Annotated in this window: 18 protein-coding genes; 11 read left to right on the top strand and 7 right to left on the bottom strand. The window is 59.3% G+C overall.

Features of this window, described 5'->3' with window-relative positions:
- Positions 1–109 precede the first annotated feature (109 nt).
- The 6 genes from AAAB35_RS06365 to AAAB35_RS06340 all read left to right on the top strand — a co-directional run bounded on the left by AAAB35_RS06365 (position 110) and on the right by AAAB35_RS06340 (position 8,295).
- Positions 110–2,113, top strand: coding sequence for a CocE/NonD family hydrolase (locus tag AAAB35_RS06365; RefSeq protein ID WP_340667370.1), 2,004 nt, complete (start codon positions 110–112; stop codon positions 2,111–2,113).
- A 126-nt stretch (positions 2,114–2,239) separates the two neighbouring features.
- Positions 2,240–3,829: an ABC transporter substrate-binding protein gene (locus AAAB35_RS06360; protein ID WP_340667369.1), complete on the top strand. Its 1,590-nt coding sequence runs from the start codon at positions 2,240–2,242 to the stop codon at positions 3,827–3,829.
- Between the two features lie 15 nt (positions 3,830–3,844).
- Positions 3,845–4,804, top strand: coding sequence for an ABC transporter permease (locus AAAB35_RS06355; protein ID WP_340667368.1), 960 nt, complete (start codon positions 3,845–3,847; stop codon positions 4,802–4,804).
- 9 nt (positions 4,805–4,813) lie between these two features.
- The gene (locus AAAB35_RS06350) at positions 4,814–5,641 is read left to right on the top strand and encodes an ABC transporter permease (protein WP_340667367.1); all 828 of its coding nucleotides are present in this window, start codon (positions 4,814–4,816) and stop codon (positions 5,639–5,641) included.
- Positions 5,634–7,295 (top strand): ABC transporter ATP-binding protein, encoded by a 1,662-nt coding sequence (locus AAAB35_RS06345; RefSeq protein ID WP_340667366.1) that lies wholly within the window; start codon positions 5,634–5,636, stop codon positions 7,293–7,295. Before AAAB35_RS06350 ends, AAAB35_RS06345 begins: the two co-directional genes overlap by 8 nt.
- Before the next feature lie 247 nt (positions 7,296–7,542).
- Positions 7,543–8,295, top strand: a complete 753-nt coding sequence (locus AAAB35_RS06340) for an SDR family NAD(P)-dependent oxidoreductase (protein ID WP_340667365.1) — start codon at positions 7,543–7,545, stop codon at positions 8,293–8,295.
- Between the two features lie 119 nt (positions 8,296–8,414).
- Here AAAB35_RS06340 and AAAB35_RS06335 read toward each other — a convergent pair whose 3' ends face one another.
- From AAAB35_RS06335 to AAAB35_RS06310, 6 genes are read right to left on the bottom strand one after another with little or no spacing between them, the layout of a single operon-like run.
- Positions 8,415–9,365 (bottom strand): alpha/beta hydrolase, encoded by a 951-nt coding sequence (locus AAAB35_RS06335; protein ID WP_340667364.1) that lies wholly within the window; start codon positions 9,363–9,365, stop codon positions 8,415–8,417.
- Positions 9,362–10,144, bottom strand: coding sequence for a carnitinyl-CoA dehydratase (locus tag AAAB35_RS06330; protein ID WP_340667363.1), 783 nt, complete (start codon positions 10,142–10,144; stop codon positions 9,362–9,364). The genes AAAB35_RS06335 and AAAB35_RS06330 overlap by 4 nt, the downstream gene beginning before the upstream one ends.
- Positions 10,141–12,219: an acetate--CoA ligase family protein gene (locus AAAB35_RS06325; protein WP_340667362.1), complete on the bottom strand. Its 2,079-nt coding sequence runs from the start codon at positions 12,217–12,219 to the stop codon at positions 10,141–10,143. Before AAAB35_RS06325 ends, AAAB35_RS06330 begins: the two co-directional genes overlap by 4 nt.
- A gap of 11 nt (positions 12,220–12,230) precedes the next feature.
- Entirely contained in the window at positions 12,231–13,394 is a 1,164-nt protein-coding gene (locus AAAB35_RS06320) for an acyl-CoA dehydrogenase family protein (protein WP_340667361.1), read from the bottom strand.
- A gap of 5 nt (positions 13,395–13,399) precedes the next feature.
- Positions 13,400–14,464 (bottom strand): carnitine 3-dehydrogenase, encoded by a 1,065-nt coding sequence (locus tag AAAB35_RS06315; RefSeq protein ID WP_340667360.1) that lies wholly within the window; start codon positions 14,462–14,464, stop codon positions 13,400–13,402.
- Positions 14,465–14,468: 4 nt separating this feature from the next.
- Entirely contained in the window at positions 14,469–15,374 is a 906-nt protein-coding gene (locus AAAB35_RS06310; RefSeq protein ID WP_340667359.1) for a 3-keto-5-aminohexanoate cleavage protein, read from the bottom strand.
- Positions 15,375–15,454: 80 nt separating this feature from the next.
- Here AAAB35_RS06310 and AAAB35_RS06305 point away from each other — a divergent pair, with 80 nt between their 5' ends.
- Together AAAB35_RS06305 and AAAB35_RS06300 are read left to right on the top strand one after the other, a co-directional pair.
- A complete protein-coding gene (locus AAAB35_RS06305) occupies positions 15,455–16,435 on the top strand; it encodes a GlxA family transcriptional regulator (RefSeq protein WP_340667358.1) in 981 nt (326 codons plus the stop codon).
- 109 nt (positions 16,436–16,544) lie between these two features.
- Positions 16,545–17,033 (top strand): thioesterase family protein, encoded by a 489-nt coding sequence (locus AAAB35_RS06300; RefSeq protein WP_340667357.1) that lies wholly within the window; start codon positions 16,545–16,547, stop codon positions 17,031–17,033.
- On the opposite strand, the gene AAAB35_RS06295 is transcribed toward AAAB35_RS06300, so the two are convergent.
- The gene (locus AAAB35_RS06295; protein WP_340667356.1) at positions 17,020–17,931 is read right to left on the bottom strand and encodes a LysR substrate-binding domain-containing protein; all 912 of its coding nucleotides are present in this window, start codon (positions 17,929–17,931) and stop codon (positions 17,020–17,022) included. The genes AAAB35_RS06300 and AAAB35_RS06295 overlap by 14 nt on opposite strands.
- A gap of 154 nt (positions 17,932–18,085) precedes the next feature.
- On the opposite strand from AAAB35_RS06295, the gene AAAB35_RS06290 reads away from it, so the two are divergent.
- The 3 genes from AAAB35_RS06290 to AAAB35_RS06280 are packed head-to-tail and all read left to right on the top strand — an operon-like array spanning position 18,086 to position 24,246.
- Positions 18,086–19,318 carry an aromatic ring-hydroxylating dioxygenase subunit alpha gene (locus tag AAAB35_RS06290; protein ID WP_340667355.1) on the top strand — a complete coding sequence of 411 codons (1,233 nt, stop codon included), beginning with the start codon at positions 18,086–18,088 and terminating at the stop codon, positions 19,316–19,318.
- A gap of 39 nt (positions 19,319–19,357) precedes the next feature.
- Positions 19,358–21,805 (top strand): FAD-dependent oxidoreductase, encoded by a 2,448-nt coding sequence (locus AAAB35_RS06285; protein WP_340667354.1) that lies wholly within the window; start codon positions 19,358–19,360, stop codon positions 21,803–21,805.
- Positions 21,802–24,246: an FAD-dependent oxidoreductase gene (locus AAAB35_RS06280; protein ID WP_340667353.1), complete on the top strand. Its 2,445-nt coding sequence runs from the start codon at positions 21,802–21,804 to the stop codon at positions 24,244–24,246. The genes AAAB35_RS06285 and AAAB35_RS06280 overlap by 4 nt, the downstream gene beginning before the upstream one ends.
- The last annotated feature ends 18 nt before the right edge of the window (positions 24,247–24,264 follow it).

Below are 24,264 nucleotides of genomic sequence, written 5' to 3'. Positions count from 1 at the left end.
AAGGAACGGCTCGCAAAAGACGAGAAAATGGGATTCATGTTTGCGCCGGTTGGCAAGCCGCCGGCAAGCATTATCTGTTTTCAACTCGCGTGCGAGATGAAGGGTGATAATGCGGACAATCGAAGCGTTTCCTCAGAAGGTCATTGAACATGCCGATATGGGCATTGTCCTGGCCGACGGTTGCCGGCTCTCTGCGCGGGTTTGGATGCCGGACAATGCCGACGAGAACCCGGTTCCCGCCATTCTCGAATTTCTGCCCTACCGCAAGCGCGACGGAACAACCGCGCGGGACAATCTCACCCATCCCTATTTCGCCGGTCACGGTTATGCCTGCCTGCGCGTCGACATGCGCGGCAATGGCGATTCCGAAGGCTTGATGGAGGATGAGTATTCCGAGCAGGAACTCGCCGACGCCTGCGAGGTAATCAACTGGATCGCCGCGCAGCCATGGTCCACCGGCAAGGTCGGCATGATGGGCATATCCTGGGGCGGCTTCAACTCCTTGCAGGTCGCGGCGCTCCAGCCCGAAGCGCTCAAAGCCATCATCACCTTGTGCTCAACCGACGACCGCTTTGCCGACGACATTCATTACAAGGGCGGACTGCTGCTCAATGAAAACCTTGGCTGGGGTGCGACCATGCTCGCCTATTCGTCGCGCCCTCCGGATCCGGCGCATGTCGGCGAAAAGTGGCGGGAGATGTGGCTGGAGCGTCTGCACAACGAACCGTTCCTGCCCGCCGTATGGCTCAAGCACCAGACGCGCGACGCCTATTGGCGCCGTGGATCCGTCTGTGAAGACTTTTCGGCGATCAAGGCCGCGACCTTGGCCGTCGGCGGTTGGGGCGATGCCTATAAGAACGCCGTGCCGCGCCTGATGGAAGGCATTACCGCGCCGGTCAAAGGCATTATCGGACCCTGGGTCCACAAATATCCGCATTTTGCCGTGCCGGAACCACGCATCGGCTTCCTGCAGGAGGCGCTACGCTGGTGGGACCGCTGGCTCAAGGATATCGATACGGGCGTTGAAAATGATCCGGCATATCGCGGCTATCTGATGGATTCCGTGCGGCCCAAAAGCTGGTACACCGAACGTAGCGGCTATTGGATAAGTGAACAGCAATGGCCGTCGTCAAGTATCCGCAGCAAAGTGCTGCACCTTGCAGGCGATAGGACGCTGGCACTGGAACCTGCTCAGGAATTTTCGCATCAGGTCGCCTCGCCGCAAGACTGCGGCATGATGAGCGGCGAATATTGTGCCATCTGGCTCGGACCTGAAATGCCTGGCGACCAGCGCCGCGACGATGCACTCTCGGTCTGTTACGACACGTTGCTCGGCGAGACCATCGATATTGTCGGGGCTCCAAAAATCACCTTGACCCTGGCGAGCAACAAACCCGTTGCAATGGTCGCGGTGCGCCTTTGCGACGTGCATCCTGACGGAGCGTCGACCCGCATTACCTATGGCGTTCTCAATCTTTGCCATCGCGACGGGCATGACAATGCCAAGCCGTTAGTGGCCGGTGAGCCCGTGACGATTGCGCTCAAGCTCGATGATATAGCCTATAGGGTCCCGGCGGGGCACACATTGCGTGTGGCGGTGTCGTCATCCTATTGGCCGCTCGTCTGGCCATCGCCGACCCATGTCAGCCTGAATGTTCACGCAGGGAGTATCGACATTCCTTCGCGTCCGCTTGCGAGCGCAGACGAATGGGTTTTCCCGGAGCCGGAGGGCGCGTCGCCATGGCAGATCGAGACACTGCGTGAAGGCGGCAACGGCCGCACCATCGAACACGATCAGGTGACTGGCAAGATCACATTGATCATCGAGGATGACTTTGGCGAGGCGCGAGACAAGGATCACGGCCTGATCCACGGCGGGATTGCGCGCGAGCGCTGGGAGATTCACCCGGACGATCCGCTCTCGGCCTATGGTGAAACCCATTGGACCGAGACATCGGGGCGCGACAACTGGCGCACCAGGACTGAGACATTCACCACGATGCGATCGGACCAGCACAATTTCTATCTGACGGGCCGTATAGAGGCCTACGAGAACGACAATGTCGTGTTAGAACACGATTTCGCCGAAACGATTGCACGAAGCTTCATTTGAATTCAGCAGGGCCGTGGGCTCAGGAGGACTATTTAGCAATCAACAGTTGTAATCCAGGGGTATCAAGTCACATTATCACAAAAACCAATCTGGACGCGCTGCGTCGGAGCAAGAAGGGGAACTGGTATGTCTAAAGAACTCGAATATCTCAGCCGCAAAGTCGCACGCGGACACATTTCGCGCCGCGACTTCCTAGGCCGCGCAGCGGCACTTGGCGTTACGACCATGTTTGCCAATTCCCTATTGTCCAGTGCAGCGCTTGCAGAAGGTCCGGTCAAGGGCGGCACCCTGAAGGCTGGCATGCAGGGTGGCGCCTCCACCGACAGTCTCGACCCCGCGACTTGGCAAAGCCAGGTGCCGTATAAGTTCGGTCGCCAGTGGGGCGAACAACTGGTCGAGATTCAGCCCGACGGCAAGCTGGAGCCGAAACTTGCCGAAGAGTGGGGCTCATCTGACGACGCCAAGGTGTGGACCTTCAAGATTCGCAAAGGCGTCCAATTCCACGACGGCAAGGAGATGACGCCGGACGACGTCGTCGCCACGATGGAACGCCATTCGGATGCGAATTCCAAATCGGGCGCGCTCGGCATCATGGGCGGTATCGCTAACGTGAAGAAAGATGGCGATACCGTTGTTTTCACTCTGAAAGAGGCTAACGCCGACCTGCCGTTCCTGATGGACGACTATCACCTGATGATCCAGCCGAACGGCGGCAAGGACAAGCCGACGGCGGGTATCGGCACGGGCCCGTACAAGGTCGTCACCGATCAGCCCGGCGTTCGCCACATCGGTGAAAAGTTTGCCAACTACTGGAACGGCGACAAGCGTGGTCATGCCGACCAGATCGAAATCATCGTTATCAATGATGCGACTGCACGCACCGCCGCTCTTCAGTCCGGCCAGGTTCACATGATCAACCGCGTCGAGCCGAAGATCGTGGATCTCGTCAAGCGTGTTCCGGGCGTAACCATCCAGAACGTCGCCGGTAAAGGGCACTATGTGTTCATTGCACACTGCAATACGGCGCCCTTCGACAACAACGACCTGCGTCTCGCATTGAAATATGCAATGAACCGCGAGGAGATGGTTCAGAAGATCCTGCGCGGCTATGGCTCCGTCGGCAATGACTTCCCGATCAACAAGGCGTATCCACTGTTCTCCGACGATATAGAACAGCGGGCATACGATCCGGACAAGGCAGCCTTCCACTTCAAGAAGTCAGGTCACGACGGTACAGTCCTGCTTCGCACGTCCGATGTGGCATTCCCGGGTGCGGTTGATGCAGCACAGCTCTACCAGCAGAGCGCTGCCAAGGCCGGCATCAAGATCGAAGTCAAGCGCGAGCCCGGCGACGGTTACTGGTCGGAAGTCTGGAACAAGCAGCCATTCTCCGAGTCCTATTGGGGTGGCCGCCCGACCCAGGACCAGATGTATTCCACGGCTTACTATTCCAAGGCCGACTGGAACGACACGCGTTTCTTCAATCCCAAGTTCGACCAGATGCTGATTACGGCACGCGGCGAACTCGATGAGGGCAAGCGCAAGCAGATGTACCGCGACATGGCAATCATCGTTCGCGATGAGGGCGGTGTGATCGTGCCGATGTTCAACGACTTCATCGACGCGACCAGCGCCAAGGTCGGCGGTTGGGTTCCGGACGGCAATCAGGAGATGAGCGGCGGTTATGCCCTGTCACGCTGCTGGCTGAACGCCTAATCGGGCGGCGGGAAGATGAGTGCACCTGTCCTGAAACTGGTGGCCCAACGCATTGCGATGGGCCTGCTTCTCCTGCTCGCGGTCTCGGTACTCATCTTTGCCGGCACGCAAATACTGCCGGGCGATGTCGCGCAGTCCATACTCGGCCAATCGGCCACGCCGCAGGCGCTTGAAAACCTGCGGCGTGACATGGGTTTGAACGACCCTGCCTACATTCGCTACCTGCGCTGGCTCGGAGGGATCCTCACGGGGGATCTCGGTACGGCACTCTCGAGCGGACAGGACATCGCAACGTCCCTTAAGGAGCGATTGTGGAACACTCTGTTCCTCGCGTTCTGGGCGGCGGCGGTATCCATTCCCCTGGCTATCGCACTCGGGTTGCTGGCCGTGCGCTACCGCAACGGTTTCGTGGACAAGTTGATCTCCGGCCTTGGTCTCGCTTCGACCTCCCTACCGGAGTTCTTCACCGGCTATCTGCTGATCTACTTCGTGGCCGTGCGGCTGCAATGGTTTCCGAGCGTATCGACAGTCTATGAAGGCATGCCGCTCGGCGAGCGGCTCTCGGCGATCGCACTCCCCGTGACGGTACTTACACTGGTGGTTCTTGCGCATATGATGCGCATGACTCGTGCCGCAATTCTCAACGTCATGCAGTCCGCCTATATCGAAACGGCGGAACTGAAGGGGCTATCACCGCTTCAGATCATAACCCGGCACGCTTTCCCCAACGCCATCGCGCCCATCGTCAACGTCGTCATGCTCAACCTCGCATTCCTCGTTGTGGGTGTCGTCGTGGTCGAGGTCATCTTCGTTTATCCCGGCATGGGCCAATATCTCGTCGACCATGTGGCCAAACGCGACGTCCCGGTTGTACAGGCTTGCGGGCTTGTATTTGCGGCGGTCTACGTAAGTTTGAACATTGTTGCTGATATCGTGGCGATTGTTTCCAATCCCCGCCTCCGGCATCCGAAGTAGGGGCCCGCCATGTTGAACGTCAAGACCATTCCTATCAGCGCATGGATCGGCCTCATCATCACCGCGGTCTTCCTGTTTGCCGCAATATTCGCCCCCTGGGTTGCGCCATATCCCGTTGGCGAGACCGTGGGCGACGTATGGGAGCCTTCGTCGGCCAAGTACTTGCTCGGCACCGATAATCTCGGCCGAGACCTCCTGTCTCGCATGATCTATGGTGCGCGCATCACGATCTTCATTGCTGCCATGGCGACGGCGTTGTCCTTCATACTGGGGTCAGTTCTGGGTTTTGCCGCAGCCGTCATTGGCGGATGGTTCGATCAGCTCATGTCGCGCTTTGTCGATCTCATCATGGCAATCCCGACGCTGATCTTCGCACTCGTCGTGCTCTCGGTGCTGCCTGCCAACGTCATCACGCTTATTCTCGTGATGGGCCTTTTGGATGCCACCCGAGTGTATCGGCTCGCCCGAGCTGTCGCGGTCGATATCAACGTCATGGATTTCGTCGAGGCGGCAAAATTGCGCGGCGAGGGTCGGATGTGGATCATCTTTCGCGAAATCCTGCCCAACGCGCTGACGCCGCTCATCGCTGAACTCGGCCTGCGGTTCATCTTTGCGGTGCTTTTCCTCTCGGCGCTCTCTTTCCTCGGTCTCGGCGTACAACCGCCAGATGCCGATTGGGGCGGCATGGTCAAGGAGAACAAGGAAGGCATTGTGTTCGGTGTGCCGGCAGCACTTATTCCAGCTGCGGCGATTGCCGTTCTCGCGATCTCGGTCAACCTCGTTGCCGATTGGATATTGAACCGAACCACAAGTTTGAAGGGAGGTCGCAATGGCTAAGGCACCAGCGAAGGACAAGACCGGTCTCCTCCTCGATATCCAGAACCTGCGCATCGAGGCGACAAGTTATCCGCCCGGTGAGCCGCCGCGTAATGTCGTCATCGTCGACGGTATCTCGGTGAAGCTGGAGCGCGGCAAGGTGCTTGGCCTCATCGGCGAATCCGGCGCGGGCAAATCTACCATCGGCCTTTCGAGCATGTGTTACGGCCGCGGCGGCGTGCGCATCACCGGCGGGCAAGTCGTCTTGAACGGCCGCGATCTTCTGAAGGGCGGGCCGAGACTGTTGCGCCAAGTCCGGGGCAGGGAGGTTTGTTATGTCGCGCAGTCAGCGGCGGCCTCGTTCAATCCCGCCCGTAAGCTCATGGACCAGGTGATAGAAGCTGCGCTGTTGCACAGGATTTGCACCAGAGCCCAAGCTGAGAAACGCGCGATTGGTCTTTTCAGGAAGCTCGGTCTTCCGAATCCGGAAACGTTCGGACAGCGCTTCCCGCACCAGGTCTCCGGCGGCCAGTTGCAGCGGGCAATGACTGCCATGGCGCTGTGCTCGGAGCCTGACCTCATCGTCTTCGACGAGCCGACCACGGCCTTGGACGTGACCACCCAGATCGACGTGCTGGCGTCGATCAAGGAGGCCATACACGACACCAATGTCGCCGCGCTCTATATTACGCACGATCTTGCGGTCGTTGCGCAGGTCGCCGACGACATCATGGTGTTGCGCCATGGCAAGCTCGTCGAATACGGCGATACGCGCCAGATCATCAAGGAGCCGCGCCAACAGTACACGAACCAGCTGGTGTCCGTGCACCACATTCCGCATCAGGAAACGAACCCGACCGACGCGCCTGTGTTGGCCGTGAACAATATCACGGCGGCTTATGGCGGCGGGCTCGTGAAAGTGCTGAAGAACGTCACCGTTGACGTGCACCTCGGTCAGACGCTTGCGGTCGTTGGCGAATCCGGGTCGGGAAAGTCGACGCTCGCGCGGGTGGTCACAGGGCTGTTGCCGCCGATGGAAGGGAGTATCACCTTCAACGGACGTACGCTTTCGCCGCGATTGGCCAACCGCACCCGTAACGACCTGCGCGAATTGCAAATGATCTACCAGATGGCGGACGTCGCCATGAATCCACGCCAGACCATCGGCACCATCATTGGGCGCCCACTTGAATTCTACTTCGGTATGAAGGGCAGAGAGCGCGATGCCCGCGTACTGGAATTGCTCGAGAAGATCGAGATGGGCAAGGGTTTCGCCGACCGCTATCCGGCAGAACTCTCTGGTGGGCAGAAACAGCGTGTCTGTATTGCCCGCGCTCTTGCGGCAAAGCCGAAGCTCATCATTTGCGACGAGGTCACGAGCGCGCTCGATCCCCTCGTTGCGGACGGCATCCTCAAGCTCCTGCTTGATCTTCAGAAGGATGAAAACGTCGCCTATATCTTCATCACCCACGATCTCGCCGTGGTCAAATCCATCGCCGATGCGATTGCGGTCATGTATCGCGGTGAAGTTGTGCGCTATGGGCCGAAGTCGGAGGTGCTGAAGCCGCCATTCGACGCCTATACGGATTTGTTGCTATCGTCAGTTCCGGAAATGGAATTGGGCTGGCTTGAAGGCGCCATGAAGAACCGACGCATGGCGAGCGCTGGGAACTAGAGGTGGACTCTCTTAGCCGGGAAGCAGCTTCGGATCGATGACAGCTTGACGAACGTAGCTTCGTGCGCGCCAGTTACCGTACTTGCCGGCGATACGGTGCCACCGACGGGGACACCCTAACCCTATTACCGATAAAGCCTGGAGATGGCGAAACCGCCGCCCCAATCCCGTTGTCCTCGACCAAGCCGTGATCCTCCAGTATACTGTCGATCCGCTCGGAAAGCCGGGCAATGGGGGGGACCATGCAATGCAAATCTCCTTTAAGGGCAGGAAGGTCGCTGTAGCGGGCGGCAGTCGCGGTATCGGTCGCTCGATTGCTCTGGCATTCGCCGCCGAAGGTGCCGATGTAGCGATCTGCGCTCGCAATGCGCAGGGTCTCGAGGCGGTGGAAATTGAGCTGAAGCGACATGGAGGTACGGTTTTCAGTGCGCCATGCGATCTCGGTGAAGTATCGGCACCCGCGCGCTTTGTGTCGGGGGCCGCCAGCGCGTTTGGCGGTATCGACATCCTGATTAACAACGCGTCGGGCTTTGGCCTAAAGGACGACGAGAGCGGCTGGCTCGCCAGCACCAATGTCGACCTGATGGCGACGGTACGCGCTACCCAGGCTGTCATTCCATTCATGGAGAAAGCGGGCGGTGGCGTCATCATCAACATCTCGTCGATTTTCGGCCTGATGGCGATGCCGCGTACGCTGCCTTACGCTGCAGTCAAGGCGGCGCTCGTCAATTACACCATGGGTCAAGGTCTGGCGCTAGCATCAAAGCGCATCCGGATAAACGCAATCGCGCCCGGCTCGATCGAGTTTCCAGGTGGCGTGTGGGATAACCGCAAGTCGTCCGATCCCGAATTATACCAGCGCACGCTGAGCAAGATACCTTGGGGGCGGTTTGGAACGCCGGAAGAGATCGCAAAAGTTGCCTTGTTCCTGGCGAGCGAAATGGGGAGTTGGGTGACGGGGCAAACGATCGTTGTCGACGGCGGTCAATCGCTGGCCTGAATGAGCACCATAGAGTTTCGACACCAACGTCGTGGGCGAATCCCGCTCTCTACCGTAAACAGGGATCCAACATTTCTGCGGGGCAAACTTGCTCGTGATATCAGATCAAGCAGAGTGCTCTACAGCTGTCCCGGCCAGCGGCCCTGTCCCAGAAGATGCACGGCGGTGACGATCCGCCGGAAGCTCGAACGCGCTCGTTCGACGCTATGGCGGGCGCGCAGATAAGCGTGCACGAGCCCGGGCTCATTGTTCCAGATCGCCTTGCCGCCTGCGGCCAGGATCTTGTCGCGGTAGTGCCTTCCGTCGTCCGAGAGCGGATCGCACTCAGCTGAAATGACAATCGTTGGGGGCAGTCCCGCGAAATCCTTGTCATTCAGCGGCGCGAAACGTGGATCTGTGGACCAGTTGAAGCCGCCGCCCCGTACATTGAAATAATAAAGCGTATCTCGGGTTGTGAGCATCGGCGCTTCCCCGTGGGTCACATAGGAACCCTGATCGGTTGCGCCACCAAGCCCGGGATAAATGAGGACCTGGCCGATCGGTGCGCGTTCGTGGTGACGAACGTGATGCGAGACAGCAGCCCCAAGATTGCCGCCGGCGCTATCGCCGCAGATGACGATTGGCAGATCAGAGGTCGAAGCCATATGCTCGAAAGCTGCGAGACAGTCTCTGAACGATGTGGGATGCAGATGCTCGGGTGCCAGGCGATAATCGACGGCGATAATGCGAAAGCCGGTGACGTCGCAAATCTCGGCGCAAACATCGTCGTGGCTGTCGAGCCCGCCGACGACGAAGCCGCCGCCATGAAAATAGAGGCAGACGGCTTCGGGGTCGGAGCCCTTCTTGTCGTAAACGCGGATGGGTATTTTGTGGTCGCGCGCATCAATGAGTTGATCCGCCGACGAGACAGCCTCCGGATGGCCGGCGAAGAATGCGCGGCACATCGTGTTGTAGACATCGCGCTGCTGCGCGATCGTCAGGTCGATCGCGTCCGGAGGGTAGAAACTGTTCGTCCTGTCAATGAACGCCCAGGTTTCTTCGTCGATCAGGACGGAATAGTCGGTGGTCATCTTCCCTTCCAAACAGGATCGCGCTTCTCGGCAAAGGCCTTGAAACCCTCCTGTCCATCTTCCGAGGCATAAAGGATGTCAACCGTGCGGAACTTCCGCTTGGTGATCATATTCATTGCCTGCTGGAATGTCATGTTCTCAGCTTCGCGTGCGACTTCCTTGATCGCGGCGAAGACGAGTGGCGGACCGCTTTCGAGCAAGCGTGCAATCTCCCAGACGCGTTCCATCAGTTTGTCTTTGGGCAGGACCTCGTTGACGAGCCCCCAGCGATGGGCTTCGGCAACGTCCATCCAGCGTCCAGTGAAAAGAAGGTCCATGGCAACATGATAGGGGATGCGCTTCGGCAACTTCACGGTGGCCGCATCGGCGAGCGTCCCGGCGCGAATCTCGGGAAGGGCAAAGCTCGAATGATCGGATGCAAGGATCATGTCGCAGGAAAGCGCCAGTTCAAAACCGCCGCCGACCGCCATGCCATTGACTGCGGCGATGACCGGTTTGTTCAGATCGCGCAGTTCCTGCAGGCCGCCGAAACCGCCGACACCGTAGTCGCCGTCCACGGCATCGCCGCCTGCGGCCGCCTTGAGGTCCCAGCCGGCGCAGAAAAACTTGTCGCCGGCGGTCTGGACGATGGCGACGCGCAATTCGGGATCGTCGCGGAACTCCTTGAACGTTTCACCCATCAACCGGCTCGTCACCAGATCGATGGCATTTGCCTTCGGCCGGTCGAGCGTGACCTCGAGAATGCCGCCTTCGCGTCTTGTTCTTACAACGTCGTTCAATTCAGCTCTCCCTTTGTCACCAGCAGCGCATCGGCGATCCATGCGCCATCTCCCTTGCCGCAGACGAGCAGCGGATTGATATCCAACTCGACGATGCGGCCTGCGTTCTTCACGGCGAAGTCGGCGATTGCCAAAATGGCGTCGAGCGCCGCCTCAACATCGGCCTGTTTCTTGCCGCGATAACCGTCAAGCAGCGGGAACATGCGAAGCGAACGCAAGGACGCCTCGATTTCCGCGCGGCTCGACGGCAGAAGCAGGGTTGCCGTATCCTGCAGGAGTTCGACGAGAACGCCGCCAGTCCCAAGTGTCATCACCGGGCCGAATTGCGGATCGTCGATAATACCGACAATCAGTTCGGCAACCGCACCGGTCACCATCCGCTCGACGTAAAGACCCGTTCCAAGCGCCGCAAGGTCATTCGCTGCGCTCCGCACTTCATCGCTATTTTTCAAGTTGAGCCGCACCGCATTGTGCTCGGATTTGTGGGCGATGCCGAGCGCCTTCAAGGCAACGGGATAGCCGAGCCCATTGGCAACGATAAGCGCTTCGTCGGCGGTCTGGCAGCGCCGGCCATCAGGTACGGGCAATTCCAACTTCCGCAAAAGGGCCTTGGCGTCGGCCTCATCCGGCAAGACGGTCCCAAGTGCGTTTGAGGTACCCGGCGCGGCGACCAGCGCAGAGGTGGCCTTTCTCCAGGCACGCCCGATGAAGGCGGCTGCCTCGGCTGCATCGAACGCTTCGGTGATACCGCACAGCGGCGCTATGCCGCTCTGCATCAGCCCGGCCATGTACTCTTCCGGAATGTTTTCGGGCAGGGAGGCAACGATGGCGCCCTTGGCATGATTGGTCTTGAGCGCGCTTTCGAAGCCGCGCACCGTCGACCACCAATCCACATCCGAGCATCGGTCCTTGCGCGGAAAATCAAGAACGAGACAGCTCAGCGAAAAACCACCGGATACCATGGCTGTGAAGGTGTCCGTGAGTGCCGGCTCGTTGTTCCAAATGAAGGTGTGATAGTCGAGTGGGTTCGCCACAGCGACGAGGGGTCCAAGCGTCGCCTTGACGCGCGCCCTGTGCTCTGGGGTTAGTGCCGGAAATTCGACTGACCGGCCCTCGGCACTGTCCGCCATGACCGACGCCTCGCCGCCGGAGCAGCTCATCGAGCACAGCGTAGTGCCGTCGAGCGGACCATGCACGTGCAGCAGCTTCAACGTTTCGAGGAACGAGGCGATCGAATTGACGCGGGCAATACCGAGGCGCTTCAGGAATGCGTCGGATGCGGCGTCGGAGCCGGCGAGCGATGCGGTGTGCGACACTGTCGCCGCACGTGCTTGCGCCGAGCGGCCAACTTTCATCGCAACGATCGGCTTACGGAGTTCGCGCGCCCTCCTTGCAAGGGCCTCGAACTTCGGCGCTGACTGGAACGCTTCGATATGGAGGCCGAGCGCGGTTACGCGATCGTCCTCGAGCAGCGCGATCGCCATGTCGGGCAGGCCGGTCTGTGCCTGGTTGCCGGCGGTCATCACATGAGCAATCGGCAATCCGCGCATCTGCATCGTCATGTTGATGGCGATGTTCGACGACTGGGTGATGATAGCGACACCGCGCTCATCGGGGCCAAGCCGACGCCCACCATGCTGGTCCGGCCAAAGAAGCGCGCCATCGCAATAATTGATGAGGCCATAGCAGTTTGGCCCGATGATCGGCATGTCGCCTGCCGCTTCAACAAGTTCTTCCTGCAAGCGCGCGCCGTCAGCGTCGTCTGCACCCGCTTCAAGAAAGCCGGAGGCGTAACAGACAGCGACGCCCGCACCCGCGTCGCGCAATTCACGTACGATATCGAGTGTGAGGAAACGGTTGACACCGATAAAGGCAGCGTCTGGACTGCCGGGTAGGTCGGCAACGGAACGGTACACCTTGAGGCCGAGGATTTCGTCGTGCTTGGGATGCACCGGCCAAATCTCGCCGGTAAAGCCCATTTTCTGCGATTGCCTGATGACTTCGATGGCTTGGAGGCCACCAAATACGGCAATGGATTTTGGTCGAAGCAGCCGGTCGAGCTTATACGATGCCATGAAATGCTCCGTTACGCGCCATGCGGGCGGAGCAGGGCACGCGAGATAATATGCCGCTGAATCTCGGACGTGCCTTCCCAGATGCGCTCGACGCGGGCGTCGCGCCAGATGCGCTCGAGCGGCAGATCATCCATCAGGCCCATGCCGCCATGGATCTGGATTGCCTCATCGGCGACGAATGCGAGCATTTCTGTGGCCTTGAGCTTCGCCATAGCCATGTCCTGGTCCGTCACCGTGCCCTGGTCGAACTTCCAGCCTGCCTCAAAGGTCAGCAGATCGGCGGCCTTGAGCTCCGTCGCCATGTCGGCGAGCTTGAACGAGACGCCCTGGAACTTGCCGATCTGCTGGCCGAACTGTTGGCGCTGGGCCGCATATTCGATGGCGTGTCCGAGCGCTCGTTCTGCGCGGCCGAGGCAGGTCGCCGCGACCTGCAGACGGGTTGCACCAAGCCACGTATTGGCAACTTCGAAGCCCTTGTGAACTTCGCCGAGGATCGCATCCTGCGGAAGGCGGCAATCATCAAACTCGACGATCGCATTGGTGTAGCCGCGGTGGGAAACGTTGCGGTAGCCTTCACGGATCGTCATGCCGGGATGACCCTTGTCGACGAAGAAGGCAGTGATCTTCTTTTTCTTGCCGCGCGGCGTCTCCTCTTCCCCGGATGCGACGAAAAGAATGACGAAATCGGCTTCAAGAGCATGGCTGATGAAGTGTTTCGTTCCGTTGACCACCCAGTCGCCGCCCTTTTCGACGGCCGTTGCCTTCATGCCGCGCAGGTCGGACCCCGCACCGGGCTCGGTCATCGCAAGGCAGTCTGACTTTTCGCCGCGAATACAGGGGTAGAGGTACTTTTCCTTCTGCGCGTCCGTACCTGCAAGTAGAATGTTCGACGGACGGCCGACGCAGGTCCAATGCAGCGCATAATTGGCGCGGCCGAGTTCCTTCTCGTAAAGTAGCCAGGTGACCGTATCGAGCCCGGCACCGCCAACTTCAGCAGGCATGTTGGCCGCGTAAAGACCCGCCTCCATTGCCTTTTGCTTGAGTTCGTCGGCGAGTTCCTTGCGCAAGACGCCCGTGCGCTCCACCTCCGCTTCATGCGGGTAAAGTTCGTTCTCGACAAAGGCGCGCGTCGTTTCGACGATCAGCCTCTGCTCTTCCGAAAGACCGAAATCCATGTGTTTTAGTCCTTCTTTTTCTTGGGCTTGTTGGCTTTGGCCTTCTGGGCGGACTTCGATGTAACTGGCTTCTGCGCGAGCTTCGAAAGACGCTTCGTATAGTCCTTGTAGAGCGCGCCGGCGCCCCAGCCCTTGCCCTTGTTCTGGCGCGACAGGGCTTCCATGATCGCCACGAGATTGTCGTCGCGGATACGCTCGAGCTCGCGGATCGAAAGGCCGTGCGCCTGCTCATCCGACTGGTTGGCAATCTTGTCGACGAGCTCCTCGGTCAGTTCCGGCACGTCCATGAGTTTCGTCCACGGCCAGGAAAGGCAAGGGCCGAATTGCGCGATGAAGTGGCGCATGCCCGCTTCACCACCAGCGACGCGGTAGACCTGGAACATGCCCATTTGCGCCCAGCGAATCCCGAACGAATAGCGCATGATGTCGTCGAGTTCCTCGACGGTCGTGATGTCATCCTTGATAAGCCAAAGCGATTCGCGCCAGACGGCTTCAAGCAGGCGATCGCCGACGAAGGCCTCGATCTCCTTGCGGATCACAACCGGCTTCATGCCGATCGAGGCATAGAGCTCGCGGGCCTTTTCGACAGCCGCAGGCGACGTCTGCTTACCGCCAACAATTTCGACCAGCGGAAGGAGGTAGACCGGGTTGTAAGGGTGGCCCACAACCAGCCGCTCGGGATGTTGCATCGCGGTCTGCATGTCGGAAGGCAGGATGCCCGAAGTCGAAGAACCGACAATGGCATCGACGGCCGCATGCTTGTCGATTTCGGCCAGAACCTTATGCTTGAGTTCAAGGCGTTCAGGAACGCTTTCCTGAATGAAATCAGCGCCGTCTACCGCATCCTTGATCGATTTTGCGAATGTCAGCTTGCCTTCCTTCGGCAGGCCTTCCGGCAGCATGGTTTTGTAGGCGCGGCGAGAATTCTCCATCACCTCGCTGACCTTGCGCTCCGCCTCTGGATCGGGATCGAAGATTGAAACGTCGATACCGTTGAGGATAAGGCGCGCGACCCAGCCTGCACCAATTACGCCGCCGCCGACGGCCGCAGCCTTGCGAATTCCAGCCATTTAATCACCAGCCCTTTGTAAGTTTCATGCGCTCGCGGACGTCATTCGGTCCGAGAATCTTTGCGCCCATGCCTTCGGCAATCTTCACCGCCCGCTCAACCAGAGGTCCGTTGGTGGCCAGCACGCCCTTGTCGAGCCAGATATTGTCTTCGAGACCGACGCGTATATTGCCGCCCGCGAGCATGGCCATCGCCGCATAGGGCATCTGGTTGCGTCCGATCGAGAAGGCAGAGAACGTCCAGTTCTTGGGCAGGTTGTTGGTGAGGGCAAGCAGCGTGTTGATGTCGTCCGGCGCGCCCCAGGGAATGCCCATGCACAGCTGTACCATAACCGGATCCTCGAGCAGCTTCTGGTCATAAAGCCATTTTGCGAGGAGAAGGTGGCCCGTATCGAAGATTTCGACTTCGGGGCGAACGCCGAGCGCCTTTATCTGCGCCGCCATTGCCTTCAGCATGGCCGGCGTGTTGGTCATGACATAATCGCCTTCGCCGAAATTCATCGTGCCGCAATCGAGCGTGCAGATTTCCGGGCGAAGCTTGGCGACATGTTCCAGGCGCTCGGTCGCTCCAGCCATGTCGGTGCCGTTGGCGGAAGGCGGCATTGGCTGCTCGACGCTGCCGAGGGTAAGATCGCCGCCCATGCCCGCCGTGAGGTTCAATACCATATCGACGCCGGACGCCTTGATGTGCTCGACGACCTCGGCATAGAGCGCGACGTCGCGCGAGCCCTTGCCGGTTTTCGGATCGCGGACATGGATGTGCGCGACGGCGGCGCCAGCATTTGCCGCGGCAATGCACTCGTCGGCAATCTGGCGCGGCGTCACCGGCACCTTGTCCGAACGACCAGTCGTGTCGCCCGCGCCCGTGACAGCACAGGTGATGAATACTTCGCGATTGGGGGTAAGTCCCATAGCTCTGCTCCCATATTTTTGATTGACGTGATCATGCCCCGATTGCCAAGCGATGCTTTGCAATATACGAATTGTAATTGATGAATAGCGAAGTATCGCCAGTCTTTTTACCTGACACCAACCCGCTGGAGGTGACTGTCCTCGTTTTTAGCGGCGCATCGCTTATGTGTGTTGCATCGACAATCGATCCGATGCGTGCCGCCAATCGCGTGTCGGGAAGTACGTTGTTCACGTGGAAAATCGTCTCGCTCGACGGGGAGCCAGCGATGATGACATGCGGCTTGCCGATTGCGGTTTCTGGTTCATTCGACACTTCGGAAAAAGGCGGTATGCTTTTGGTAATCGGTGGTTTTGGAACGTCCGACATCGCGCGCACGACATTTACCGCGAACCTGCGTCGTGCTGTGCACAATTATCAGATGATCGGTGGCATCGAGGCGGGATCCTGGCTGCTCGGCAGGGCTGGCCTCCTGGCAGGACGCAAGGCGACCACCCATTGGGAGGACATGGAGGAATTCACGGCGGAATTTGCGGATTCTGACGTGAGGCCCGACCGCTACGTGATCGACGGCCCTGTTTTTACCAGCGGCGGGGCCTCGCCCACCTTCGATCTGATGCTGCATTTGATTCGCTCGCGCTATGGGATGTCGGTCGCCCTCGATGTTGCCAGCGTCTTCATTTACGACGAGGCGCACACCTCCAGCGATGCACAGCCGCTGGTCTCGCTTGGCCGGCTCGATGACGTTCATCCGAAACTGGCCGGCGCGATCCGGCTTATGGAAGCCCATATCGATGCGCCGTTGACGGTTGGAGCAATCGCAAGACGCTGCGGCTTGAGTGCGCGCAGCCTCGAGAAGATCTTTGCAAGAGCGGTCGGTGAGGGACCCGGGCGCTATTATCTGCGCCTGCGGCTCAAGGTGGCGCGGCGGTTGATTACCGACACGAGATCGCCGTTGGCGGATATCGCTGCGCGTACGGGATTTTCGTCGGCAGCCGCCTTTACTCGCACGTTCAGGAATTTCGAAGGGAAGCCGCCAAGCGCATTCCGACCCAACCATTGATGATCTTACCGCCATGGCTCGTCGCTTTTGGCACAGCGGGCAGCCAGACACCCATGTTTCAAATCCAGCGATCGACGGGCGTCGCCTCGCCAAGAACCAGGAGCACAATATGTCAACAACCGCAGACGTTGGACTTTACAATTCCGCACTTATCCCGATCGAAAAGGAATGGATCGACTATAACGGCCATCTGAACATGGCTTACTACAATGTGGTGTTTGACCGTGGCGGCGACGAGTTCCTGGCAGAGCTTGGTTTCGGTCCCAAATATGCGGCCGAGCGTAAGCTTACGATCTACACGGCCGAGGTTCACATCTGTTACGTCCAGGAACTTCACCTCGACGATGTTGTGACGGTCACCAGCCAGCTTATCGACTACGACGGCAAGCGCCTGCATACCTACAATGAAATCATCCATCAGGATGGCTGGGTGGCCGCGACATGCGAGGTATTGTCGTTGCACGTCGATATGAGCGGCCCGAAGGTGACGCCGTTTCCGGAAGATGTGCTGCCCAAGCTCGCTTTCTATAAAGAGGCCCATGCGAGGCTGCCGACACCCGCTCGCGCCGGTCGGGCGATCGGTATCAAGAAGAAGTAGGATCACCGCCGAACTGCTCGACCAGCCAACGCTCGAATTGACGAATTCTGGTTTCTCCGACCCGTTCCTTGCGGCAGATCATGTACCACGCGCCGGGCTGAGGCACCTTGAGGGCAAACGGCGCGACGAGGCGGCCGGCCTTGATGTCGTCCGCGACGAGGAAGTCCGGCGCGACCGCCACACCCTGGCCATCAAGCGCCGACTGCAACGCGGCGAGATAGGTGTCGAACTTCAATGTGACGGCACGTCCGGTATCTGCGAAGCTGGCAGCTTCGAGCCAGGTTCCCCAGTCCTCGGGCGCCGTATAGAGCGCCAGCCGCGGCACATTGCTCAGAGCTTTTGCATCGGCGGTCTCACCCATGCGCGCTGCGACCTGTGCACTGCATACAGGATACATTTCAGCCTTGATCAATAGCCGGTAGTGCAAGTTCAGTCGCTCCGGCCGGGTCGTATGAATGATGCCGATGTCCGAACTGTCGATATTCAGTTCCCAGTCGAGCTGGCTGGTACCGATGCGGATGGCGAGATTCGGATTGACCTTGCGGAAGTCAGAGAGGCGGGGAATGAGCCAGCGAATGGCAAATGTCGCATAGGTCTCGATCGCGAGGTCATCGGTCGTGCCGAGGCGGTTGATCAGCGCGCTGCCACGCGCGATCTTTTCGAATGCGTCGCGCATGTAAGGATAATAGAGTGTCCCTGCATCGGTAAGCGACACGCCGCGCGGCAGGCGTTCGAAGAGCTTGACCCCGAGAATTGTCTCCAGTTCGGAAATGCGATGGCTTATTGCCGACTGCGTGACCCCGAGTTCGTCGCCGGCGAGACGGAAACTCAACAGCCGCGCTGATGCCTCGAACGCCCGCAAGGAGCCGAGCGGGGGTATCCGGGGTTTGGACATCATGACGGAAAAACCTTGTCGAAATGGGACTAGTGAGAATAATTCATGTCTTTATGAGCAACCATCGCTTGAATGCCGCCCAATGCGGAATCATTCTAATCTGCGACGCACCTGGGAAACAATAAGCGTCCAGAAACAATCTTCTTCGGAGAATGACATGGCGGCGGAACAGGCTTTTGCAGAACTTGCACCGGCTTTGGACAAGATCGATCGTTTGGTAGCCGACCATCGCGCGGGCCATGGGCTCGTGCGCGCCTTTTATATGGATCCGGACGTCTATGCGCGCGATATGGAAAGAGTGTTCCGGCGCCATTGGCATTGCATCGGGCACGCCAGCATCATTCCGAATCCTGGCGATTTCGAACTGTTCAAGATCGATGCGGAAGCCATCATCGTTTCGCGAACCGAGGACGGTTCGATCCACGCATTCCTCAACGTTTGCCGGCATCGGGGTGCGGAGGTCTGCACGAAGCAGAAGGGCAATGCCCGCTTCTTCGTTTGCCCCTATCATGCCTGGACTTATGCCAATGACGGCAGCCTGCGCGCAGCGCGCTTGATGCCGCGGGATTTCGACCGAACAGCGCACGGCCTCAGGAAGCTGCATGTGCGTGTCGCAGACGGGTTGATCTTCATTTGCTTTGCCGACGAACCTCTCGATTTCTCCATCATCGAGCAGTCGCTCCGCACGACCTGCGGGCAGTATGGCTGGGGCGATGCCAAGGTGGCGCACCGCGAAACCTACGCGGTCGATGCCAACTGGAAGCTTGCGGTCGAGAATTACGTGGAGTGCTACCACTGCGGTCCCGCTCACCCGGAATACTCGCAAACGCATGCCCTCGAACAGCCTGCCGAGAAGATCGTCGAACTCAATGCGAAGATGGAGCAGCGCACTTGCGCGCTCGGCATCGACATCGCGACTGGGGACAACTGGCAGAATTCCGCTCACGGAAAGGAGGCGATCCACACTTTCCGCTACGCCCTCTACGATGGCGTCAAGAGCGGCAGCGAAGACGGTTCACCGGTGGCCCCGCTGATGGGCCGCTTCACGGAGTTCGACGGTGGAGTCACCTCGATACATCTCGGCGGCACGAGCTTCCTCGTCTGTTACCCCGACCACGGCATGATCTATCGCTTTATTCCGAAGACCGTCGATACTTGCGAGATGGAGCTCATCTGGCTCGTGCGCGGCGATGCCGAGGAAGGCAAGGACTACGATCTAGAGAAGCTGACCTGGCTGTGGAAAGTGACGACTGCCGAAGACAAGGCGATCATCGAACATACGGCGCGGGGCGTTCGGTCGAACTATTTCGTGCCGGGACCCATCGCACCGATGGAATACAATGAGTTGCGGTACGTCCAGTGGTACCTCGATGAAATCGGCCGGGCGTAAGCCCGGCTACGAAAATGCATGAGACCACGGGAGACTTACATGTCTGAATTTCCAACGTCGGCGCGCGTCGTCATCATCGGTGGCGGAGCGGTCGGCGTTTCTTCGCTTTACCATCTTGCCAAGGCCGGCTGGACCGACTGCGTCCTCCTCGAGAAGAACGAGCTCACGTCAGGTTCGACCTGGCATGCCGCCGGCAACGTTCCGACGTTCTCGGCCTCCTGGTCGGTCATGAACATGCAGCGATATTCGGCTGAGCTCTATCGCAGACTTGCCGCCGAAGTCGACTATCCCATGAACTATCATGTCACCGGCTCGCTGCGACTTGCCCACAGCAAGGAGCGTATGCGCGAGTTTGAGCGCGTCAAGAGCATGGGGCGCTATCAGGGCATGGACATTGAAGTGCTCGGTGTCGACGAGATCAACGGACGCTATCCGTTCATAGATACACATGAGCTTGCCGGCGCCCTATACGATCCGAATGACGGCGACATTGATCCGGCGCAGCTGACACAGGCTCTGGCAAAAGGCGCCCGCGATATGGGTGCGAAGATCATTCGCTTCTGTCCTGTCACCGGAGCGCGCCGCGACAAGGATGAATGGGTGATTTCGGCGCCGCAAGGAGAAATACGCTGCGAATATGTCGTCAATGCCGCCGGCTACCGGGCCAAGGAAATAGGCAAGCTGTTCGGCCGCGATGTTCCCATGATGGTCATGAGCCATCAGTACCTGCTCTTCGACGAAATTCCGGAGATCGCCGCTTGGACGCGCGAGAACGGCCACAAGCTGCCGCTGCTGCGCGACGTCGATTCCTCCTATTATCTGCGCCAGGAAAAGAACGGCATGAATCTTGGCCCCTATGAGCGCAACTGCCGCGCGCATTGGGCAACGCCGGACGATCCGATGCCGGACGATTTCTCGTTCCAACTCTTCCCTGACGATCTCGAGCGCCTCGACTGGTACTTGAACGACGCCATCGCCCGCGTTCCGATCCTCGGGACAGCCGGACTTTCGAAGATCATCAACGGGCCCATTCCCTACGCTCCAGACGGGAATCCGCTGATCGGGCCGATGCCGGGTGCTCCAAACGCCTTCGAGGCCTGTGTATTCACCTTCGGCATTGCACAGGCCGGCGGCGCCGGTAAGGTTCTCGCGGAATGGGTGACGGAGGGCGCGACCGAATGGGATATGTGGTCGTGCGATCCGCGCCGCTTCACCGCCTTCACCGATCACGACTATTGCGTCGCCAAGGGGCTCGAGGTCTACGGTCACGAATACGCCATCCATTTCCCAAGCCACACCTGGCCGGCGGGTCGCAACAAGAAGCTCTCGCCGCTCCATGACCGCATCGCCAAGCTGGGCGGGCAGTTCGGCGCCTACAACGGCTGGGAACGGGCGAACTGGTATGCAAAGCCGGGCGACGACACCTCAGAAGAGGTAACCCAGACATTTTCGCGCAATGGACCATGGCATGAGCGCATTCGTGAGGAATGCCATGCGGTGCGCGACGCGGTCGGTATTCTGGACCTCCCTGGTTTCTCGCGGTTTCGGGTGAGCGGCGAGGGCGCTCGCGAATGGCTTTCGACGCTCATCACCGGCATTGTGTCCAAACCCGGGCGTATCGGACTTGCCTATTTTGCCGACGCCAAGGGCCGTGTCGTCACGGAAATGTCGATCATGGCAATCGACGAAAATCTCTTCTTCCTCATCGCGGCGGGGGTCGCCGAGTGGCATGATCGCGACTGGCTGGTCAATCACTTGCCCGCCGGCAGCGCAATCACGGTCGATAATGTGACCGAACAGTTCTCGTGCCAGATCGTCACCGGCCCGAAGGCGCGCGACCTCTTCAAGGATATCTGCGCGGCCGATCTCGACAAATCGTGGCTCTCGCACCAGTCAACGCAGATCGCTGGACGATACTGCCAGTTGGTCCGGGTGTCGTTTGCGGGCGAACTTGGCTGGGAGGTGCACACCAAGGTTGCGGATACCGCCGCCATTTTCGATGCGATATGGGAAGCGGGGCAGCAATACGGGATCAAGCCGTTCGGGATGTTCGCGCTCGACTCGCTTCGCCTAGAGAAGGGTTACCGCGCCTGGAAGGGCGATCTTTCGACAGACTATACGCCGCTGCAGAGCGGACTCGATCGGTTCGTCAAATGGGAAAAGCCTGATTTCCTCGGCAAGGCCGCGCTTGAAAGTGAAAAGCAACGCGGCGTCAGCAAGCGTTTCGTCACGCTAACGGTCGATGCGGCCGATTGCGATGCGCCTTACATGTCCACGCTCTGGCACAATGGCGACATCGTCGGCGAGACGACATCCGGCGGCTGGGGCCACCGGATCGACAAGTCGATAGCGCTCGGCATGCTCAAGACCGAACTGACCGAGCCCGGCACCGAAGTCGAGGTTGAGATCTTCGGTGAACGCTACAAGGCGGTTGTGCATCCGGACCAGCCACTTTGGGATCCCAAGAACGAAAGAATCCGCGCATGAGTTCGCTACCCACGAAGGCAAGGGCTGTCATCATCGGCGGCGGCGTGTCCGGTTGCTCGGTCGCGTATCATTTGGCGAAGCTCGGCTGGACCGACGTCGTCCTCCTCGAGCGCAAGCAACTCACCTCAGGTACGACGTGGCATGCCGCCGGCCTGATCGGGCAGCTTCGTGCATCGCAAAACATGACGCGGCTCGCAAAGTATTCGGCGGACCTTTACGTCAAACTTGAAGCCGAAACTGAGGTTGCCACGGGTATGCGGCAGGTCGGTTCGATCACCGTCGCACTTACCGAGGAACGCAAGCACGAGATCTGCCGCCAAGCATCACTTGCGCGGGCTTTTGATGTCGACGTGCGGGAAATATCTCCTAGGGAAGTCAAGGAGATGTATCCGCATCTTAACGTTGAGGATGTGGTTGGAGCGGTGCATTTGCCGCTTGATGGCCAATGTGATCCTGCCAACATCGCGATGGCTTTGGCGAAAGGCGCGCGCCAGCGCGGTGCAAAGATCGTCGAGAATGTAAAGGTGACAGACGTTCTTAAGAAGGATGGCCGCGTCGCCGGCGTGTCCTGGTCGAAAGGCGATGAGCGGGGCACGATTGCAACCGACGTCGTCATCAATTGCGCCGGCATGTGGGCCCGCGACCTTGCGGCCACGTCCGGTGTCACGGTGCCGCTCCACGCCTGCGAGCATTTCTATCTGGTGACGGAAGCGATCGAAGGGCTCGGGCGTTTGCCGGTGCTGCGCGTGCCGGACGAATGCGCGTATTACAAGGAAGACGCCGGCAAAATGATGCTTGGGGCTTTCGAGCCCGTCGCCAAGCCCTGGGGGATGAACGGTATTTCGGAAGACTTCTGTTTCGATCAGTTGCCAGAGGATTTCGAGCATTTCGAACCGATCCTAGAAATGGGCGTCAACCGCATGCCAATGCTCGGCACGGCTGGTATTCATACCTTTTTCAACGGTCCGGAGAGTTTTACGCCCGACGACCGCTACTATCTGGGCGAGGCGCCGGAGCTTGGCGGCTATTGGGTTGCCGCCGGCTATAATTCCATCGGCATCGTCTCGTCAGGCGGCGCTGGCATGGCGCTGGCGCAGTGGATTCATGACGGCGAGGCGCCGTTCGACCTCTGGGAGGTCGATATACGCCGGGCGCAGCCATTCCAGAAGAACCGCCGCTACCTCAAGGAACGCGTTTCGGAAACGCTGGGCCTGCTTTATGCCGATCATTTTCCCTACAGGCAGATGGCGACATCGCGAAACGTTCGCCGTTCACCGATCCACCAACACCTGAAGCAGCGTGGCGCTGTCTTCGGCGAGGTCGCCGGCTGGGAGCGCGCCAACTGGTTTGCGCTTGAAGGCCAGGAACCTGAATACCGCTATTCGTGGAAGCGGCAGAACTGGTTCGAAAACCAGCGCGACGAACATCTCGCCGTGCGCAATGGCGTCGGTCTGTTCGACATGACGTCGTTCGGCAAGATCAGGATAGAAGGACGCGATGCCCTGGCATTCCTGCAAAGGCTCTGTGCCAACCAGCTCGATGTGGAACCTGGCCGCATCGTCTATACGCAGATGCTGAACAATCGCGGCGGGATCGAAAGCGACCTCACCATTACCCGCCTTTCGGAAACGGCTTTCTTCGCAGTCGTGCCGGGCGCCACCCTGCAGCGCGATCTCGCCTGGATGCGCAAGCATCTCAAGGACGAATTCGTTGTCATAACCGATGTGACGGCAGCGGAATCAGTACTCTGCCTAATGGGGCCGAAGTCCCGCGAACTGATCACCAAGATCAGCCCGAACAATTTTTCCGACGTGGCCAACCCCTTCGGCACCGCGCGAGAGATTGAAATCGGCATGGGATTGGCAAGGGCGCACCGCGTGACCTATGTCGGCGAACTCGGTTGGGAGCTTTACGTTTCGACCGATCAGACGGCGCATGTCTTCGAAGCCATCGAGGATGCCGGCAAGGATCTCGGCCTGAAACTCTGCGGGCTTCACACGCTCGATTCATGTCGCATCGAAAAAGCGTTCCGGCACTTTGGCCACGATATCACTGACGAGGATCATGTCCTCGAGGCCGGTCTGGGATTTGCGGTAAAGGCCGACAAGGGCGATTTCATCGGCCGCGAGGCGGTGCTGCGCAAGAAGGATAAGGGCCTAAACCGCCGACTCGTCCAGTTCCGGCTCAGGGATTCCGAACCGCTGCTCTTCCACAACGAGGCCATTGTCCGCGATGGCCATATCGTCGGAACCATAACCTCCGGAAACTACGGACACCATCTCGGCGGAGCGATTGGCCTTGGCTACGTTCCATGTGAAGGGGAAACCCCGGATGACATGCTGGCATCGGACTACGAGATCGAGATCGCCGGTGAGCGCGTTACGGCAGAGGCTTCCTTAAAGCCGATGTACGATCCGAAGGCCGAACGCGTCCGGATGTAAAAAAGAGCGGTGGGGGGG

The sequence above is a fragment of the Phyllobacterium sp. genome, assembly GCF_037994425.1.
Lineage (GTDB): Bacteria > Pseudomonadota > Alphaproteobacteria > Rhizobiales > Rhizobiaceae > Phyllobacterium.
This window is presented reverse-complemented; position numbering and strand designations above follow the sequence as displayed.

Excerpts from the sequence above, each read along its gene's own strand:
- AAAB35_RS06365 (WP_340667370.1), top strand. The coding sequence starts at position 110 with ATGCGGACAATCGAAGCGTTTCCTCAGAAGGTCATTGAACATGCCGAT.
- AAAB35_RS06360 (WP_340667369.1), top strand. The coding sequence starts at position 2,240 with ATGTCTAAAGAACTCGAATATCTCAGCCGCAAAGTCGCACGCGGACAC.
- AAAB35_RS06355 (WP_340667368.1), top strand. The coding sequence starts at position 3,845 with ATGAGTGCACCTGTCCTGAAACTGGTGGCCCAACGCATTGCGATGGGC.
- AAAB35_RS06350 (WP_340667367.1), top strand. The coding sequence starts at position 4,814 with ATGTTGAACGTCAAGACCATTCCTATCAGCGCATGGATCGGCCTCATC.
- AAAB35_RS06345 (WP_340667366.1), top strand. The coding sequence starts at position 5,634 with ATGGCTAAGGCACCAGCGAAGGACAAGACCGGTCTCCTCCTCGATATC.
- AAAB35_RS06340 (WP_340667365.1), top strand. The coding sequence starts at position 7,543 with ATGCAAATCTCCTTTAAGGGCAGGAAGGTCGCTGTAGCGGGCGGCAGT.
- AAAB35_RS06335 (WP_340667364.1), bottom strand. The coding sequence starts at position 9,365 with ATGACCACCGACTATTCCGTCCTGATCGACGAAGAAACCTGGGCGTTC.
- AAAB35_RS06325 (WP_340667362.1), bottom strand. The coding sequence starts at position 12,219 with ATGGCATCGTATAAGCTCGACCGGCTGCTTCGACCAAAATCCATTGCC.
- AAAB35_RS06320 (WP_340667361.1), bottom strand. The coding sequence starts at position 13,394 with ATGGATTTCGGTCTTTCGGAAGAGCAGAGGCTGATCGTCGAAACGACG.
- AAAB35_RS06315 (WP_340667360.1), bottom strand. The coding sequence starts at position 14,464 with ATGGCTGGAATTCGCAAGGCTGCGGCCGTCGGCGGCGGCGTAATTGGT.
- AAAB35_RS06310 (WP_340667359.1), bottom strand. The coding sequence starts at position 15,374 with ATGGGACTTACCCCCAATCGCGAAGTATTCATCACCTGTGCTGTCACG.
- AAAB35_RS06305 (WP_340667358.1), top strand. The coding sequence starts at position 15,455 with ATGAATAGCGAAGTATCGCCAGTCTTTTTACCTGACACCAACCCGCTG.
- AAAB35_RS06300 (WP_340667357.1), top strand. The coding sequence starts at position 16,545 with ATGTCAACAACCGCAGACGTTGGACTTTACAATTCCGCACTTATCCCG.
- AAAB35_RS06295 (WP_340667356.1), bottom strand. The coding sequence starts at position 17,931 with ATGATGTCCAAACCCCGGATACCCCCGCTCGGCTCCTTGCGGGCGTTC.
- AAAB35_RS06290 (WP_340667355.1), top strand. The coding sequence starts at position 18,086 with ATGGCGGCGGAACAGGCTTTTGCAGAACTTGCACCGGCTTTGGACAAG.
- AAAB35_RS06285 (WP_340667354.1), top strand. The coding sequence starts at position 19,358 with ATGTCTGAATTTCCAACGTCGGCGCGCGTCGTCATCATCGGTGGCGGA.
- AAAB35_RS06280 (WP_340667353.1), top strand. The coding sequence starts at position 21,802 with ATGAGTTCGCTACCCACGAAGGCAAGGGCTGTCATCATCGGCGGCGGC.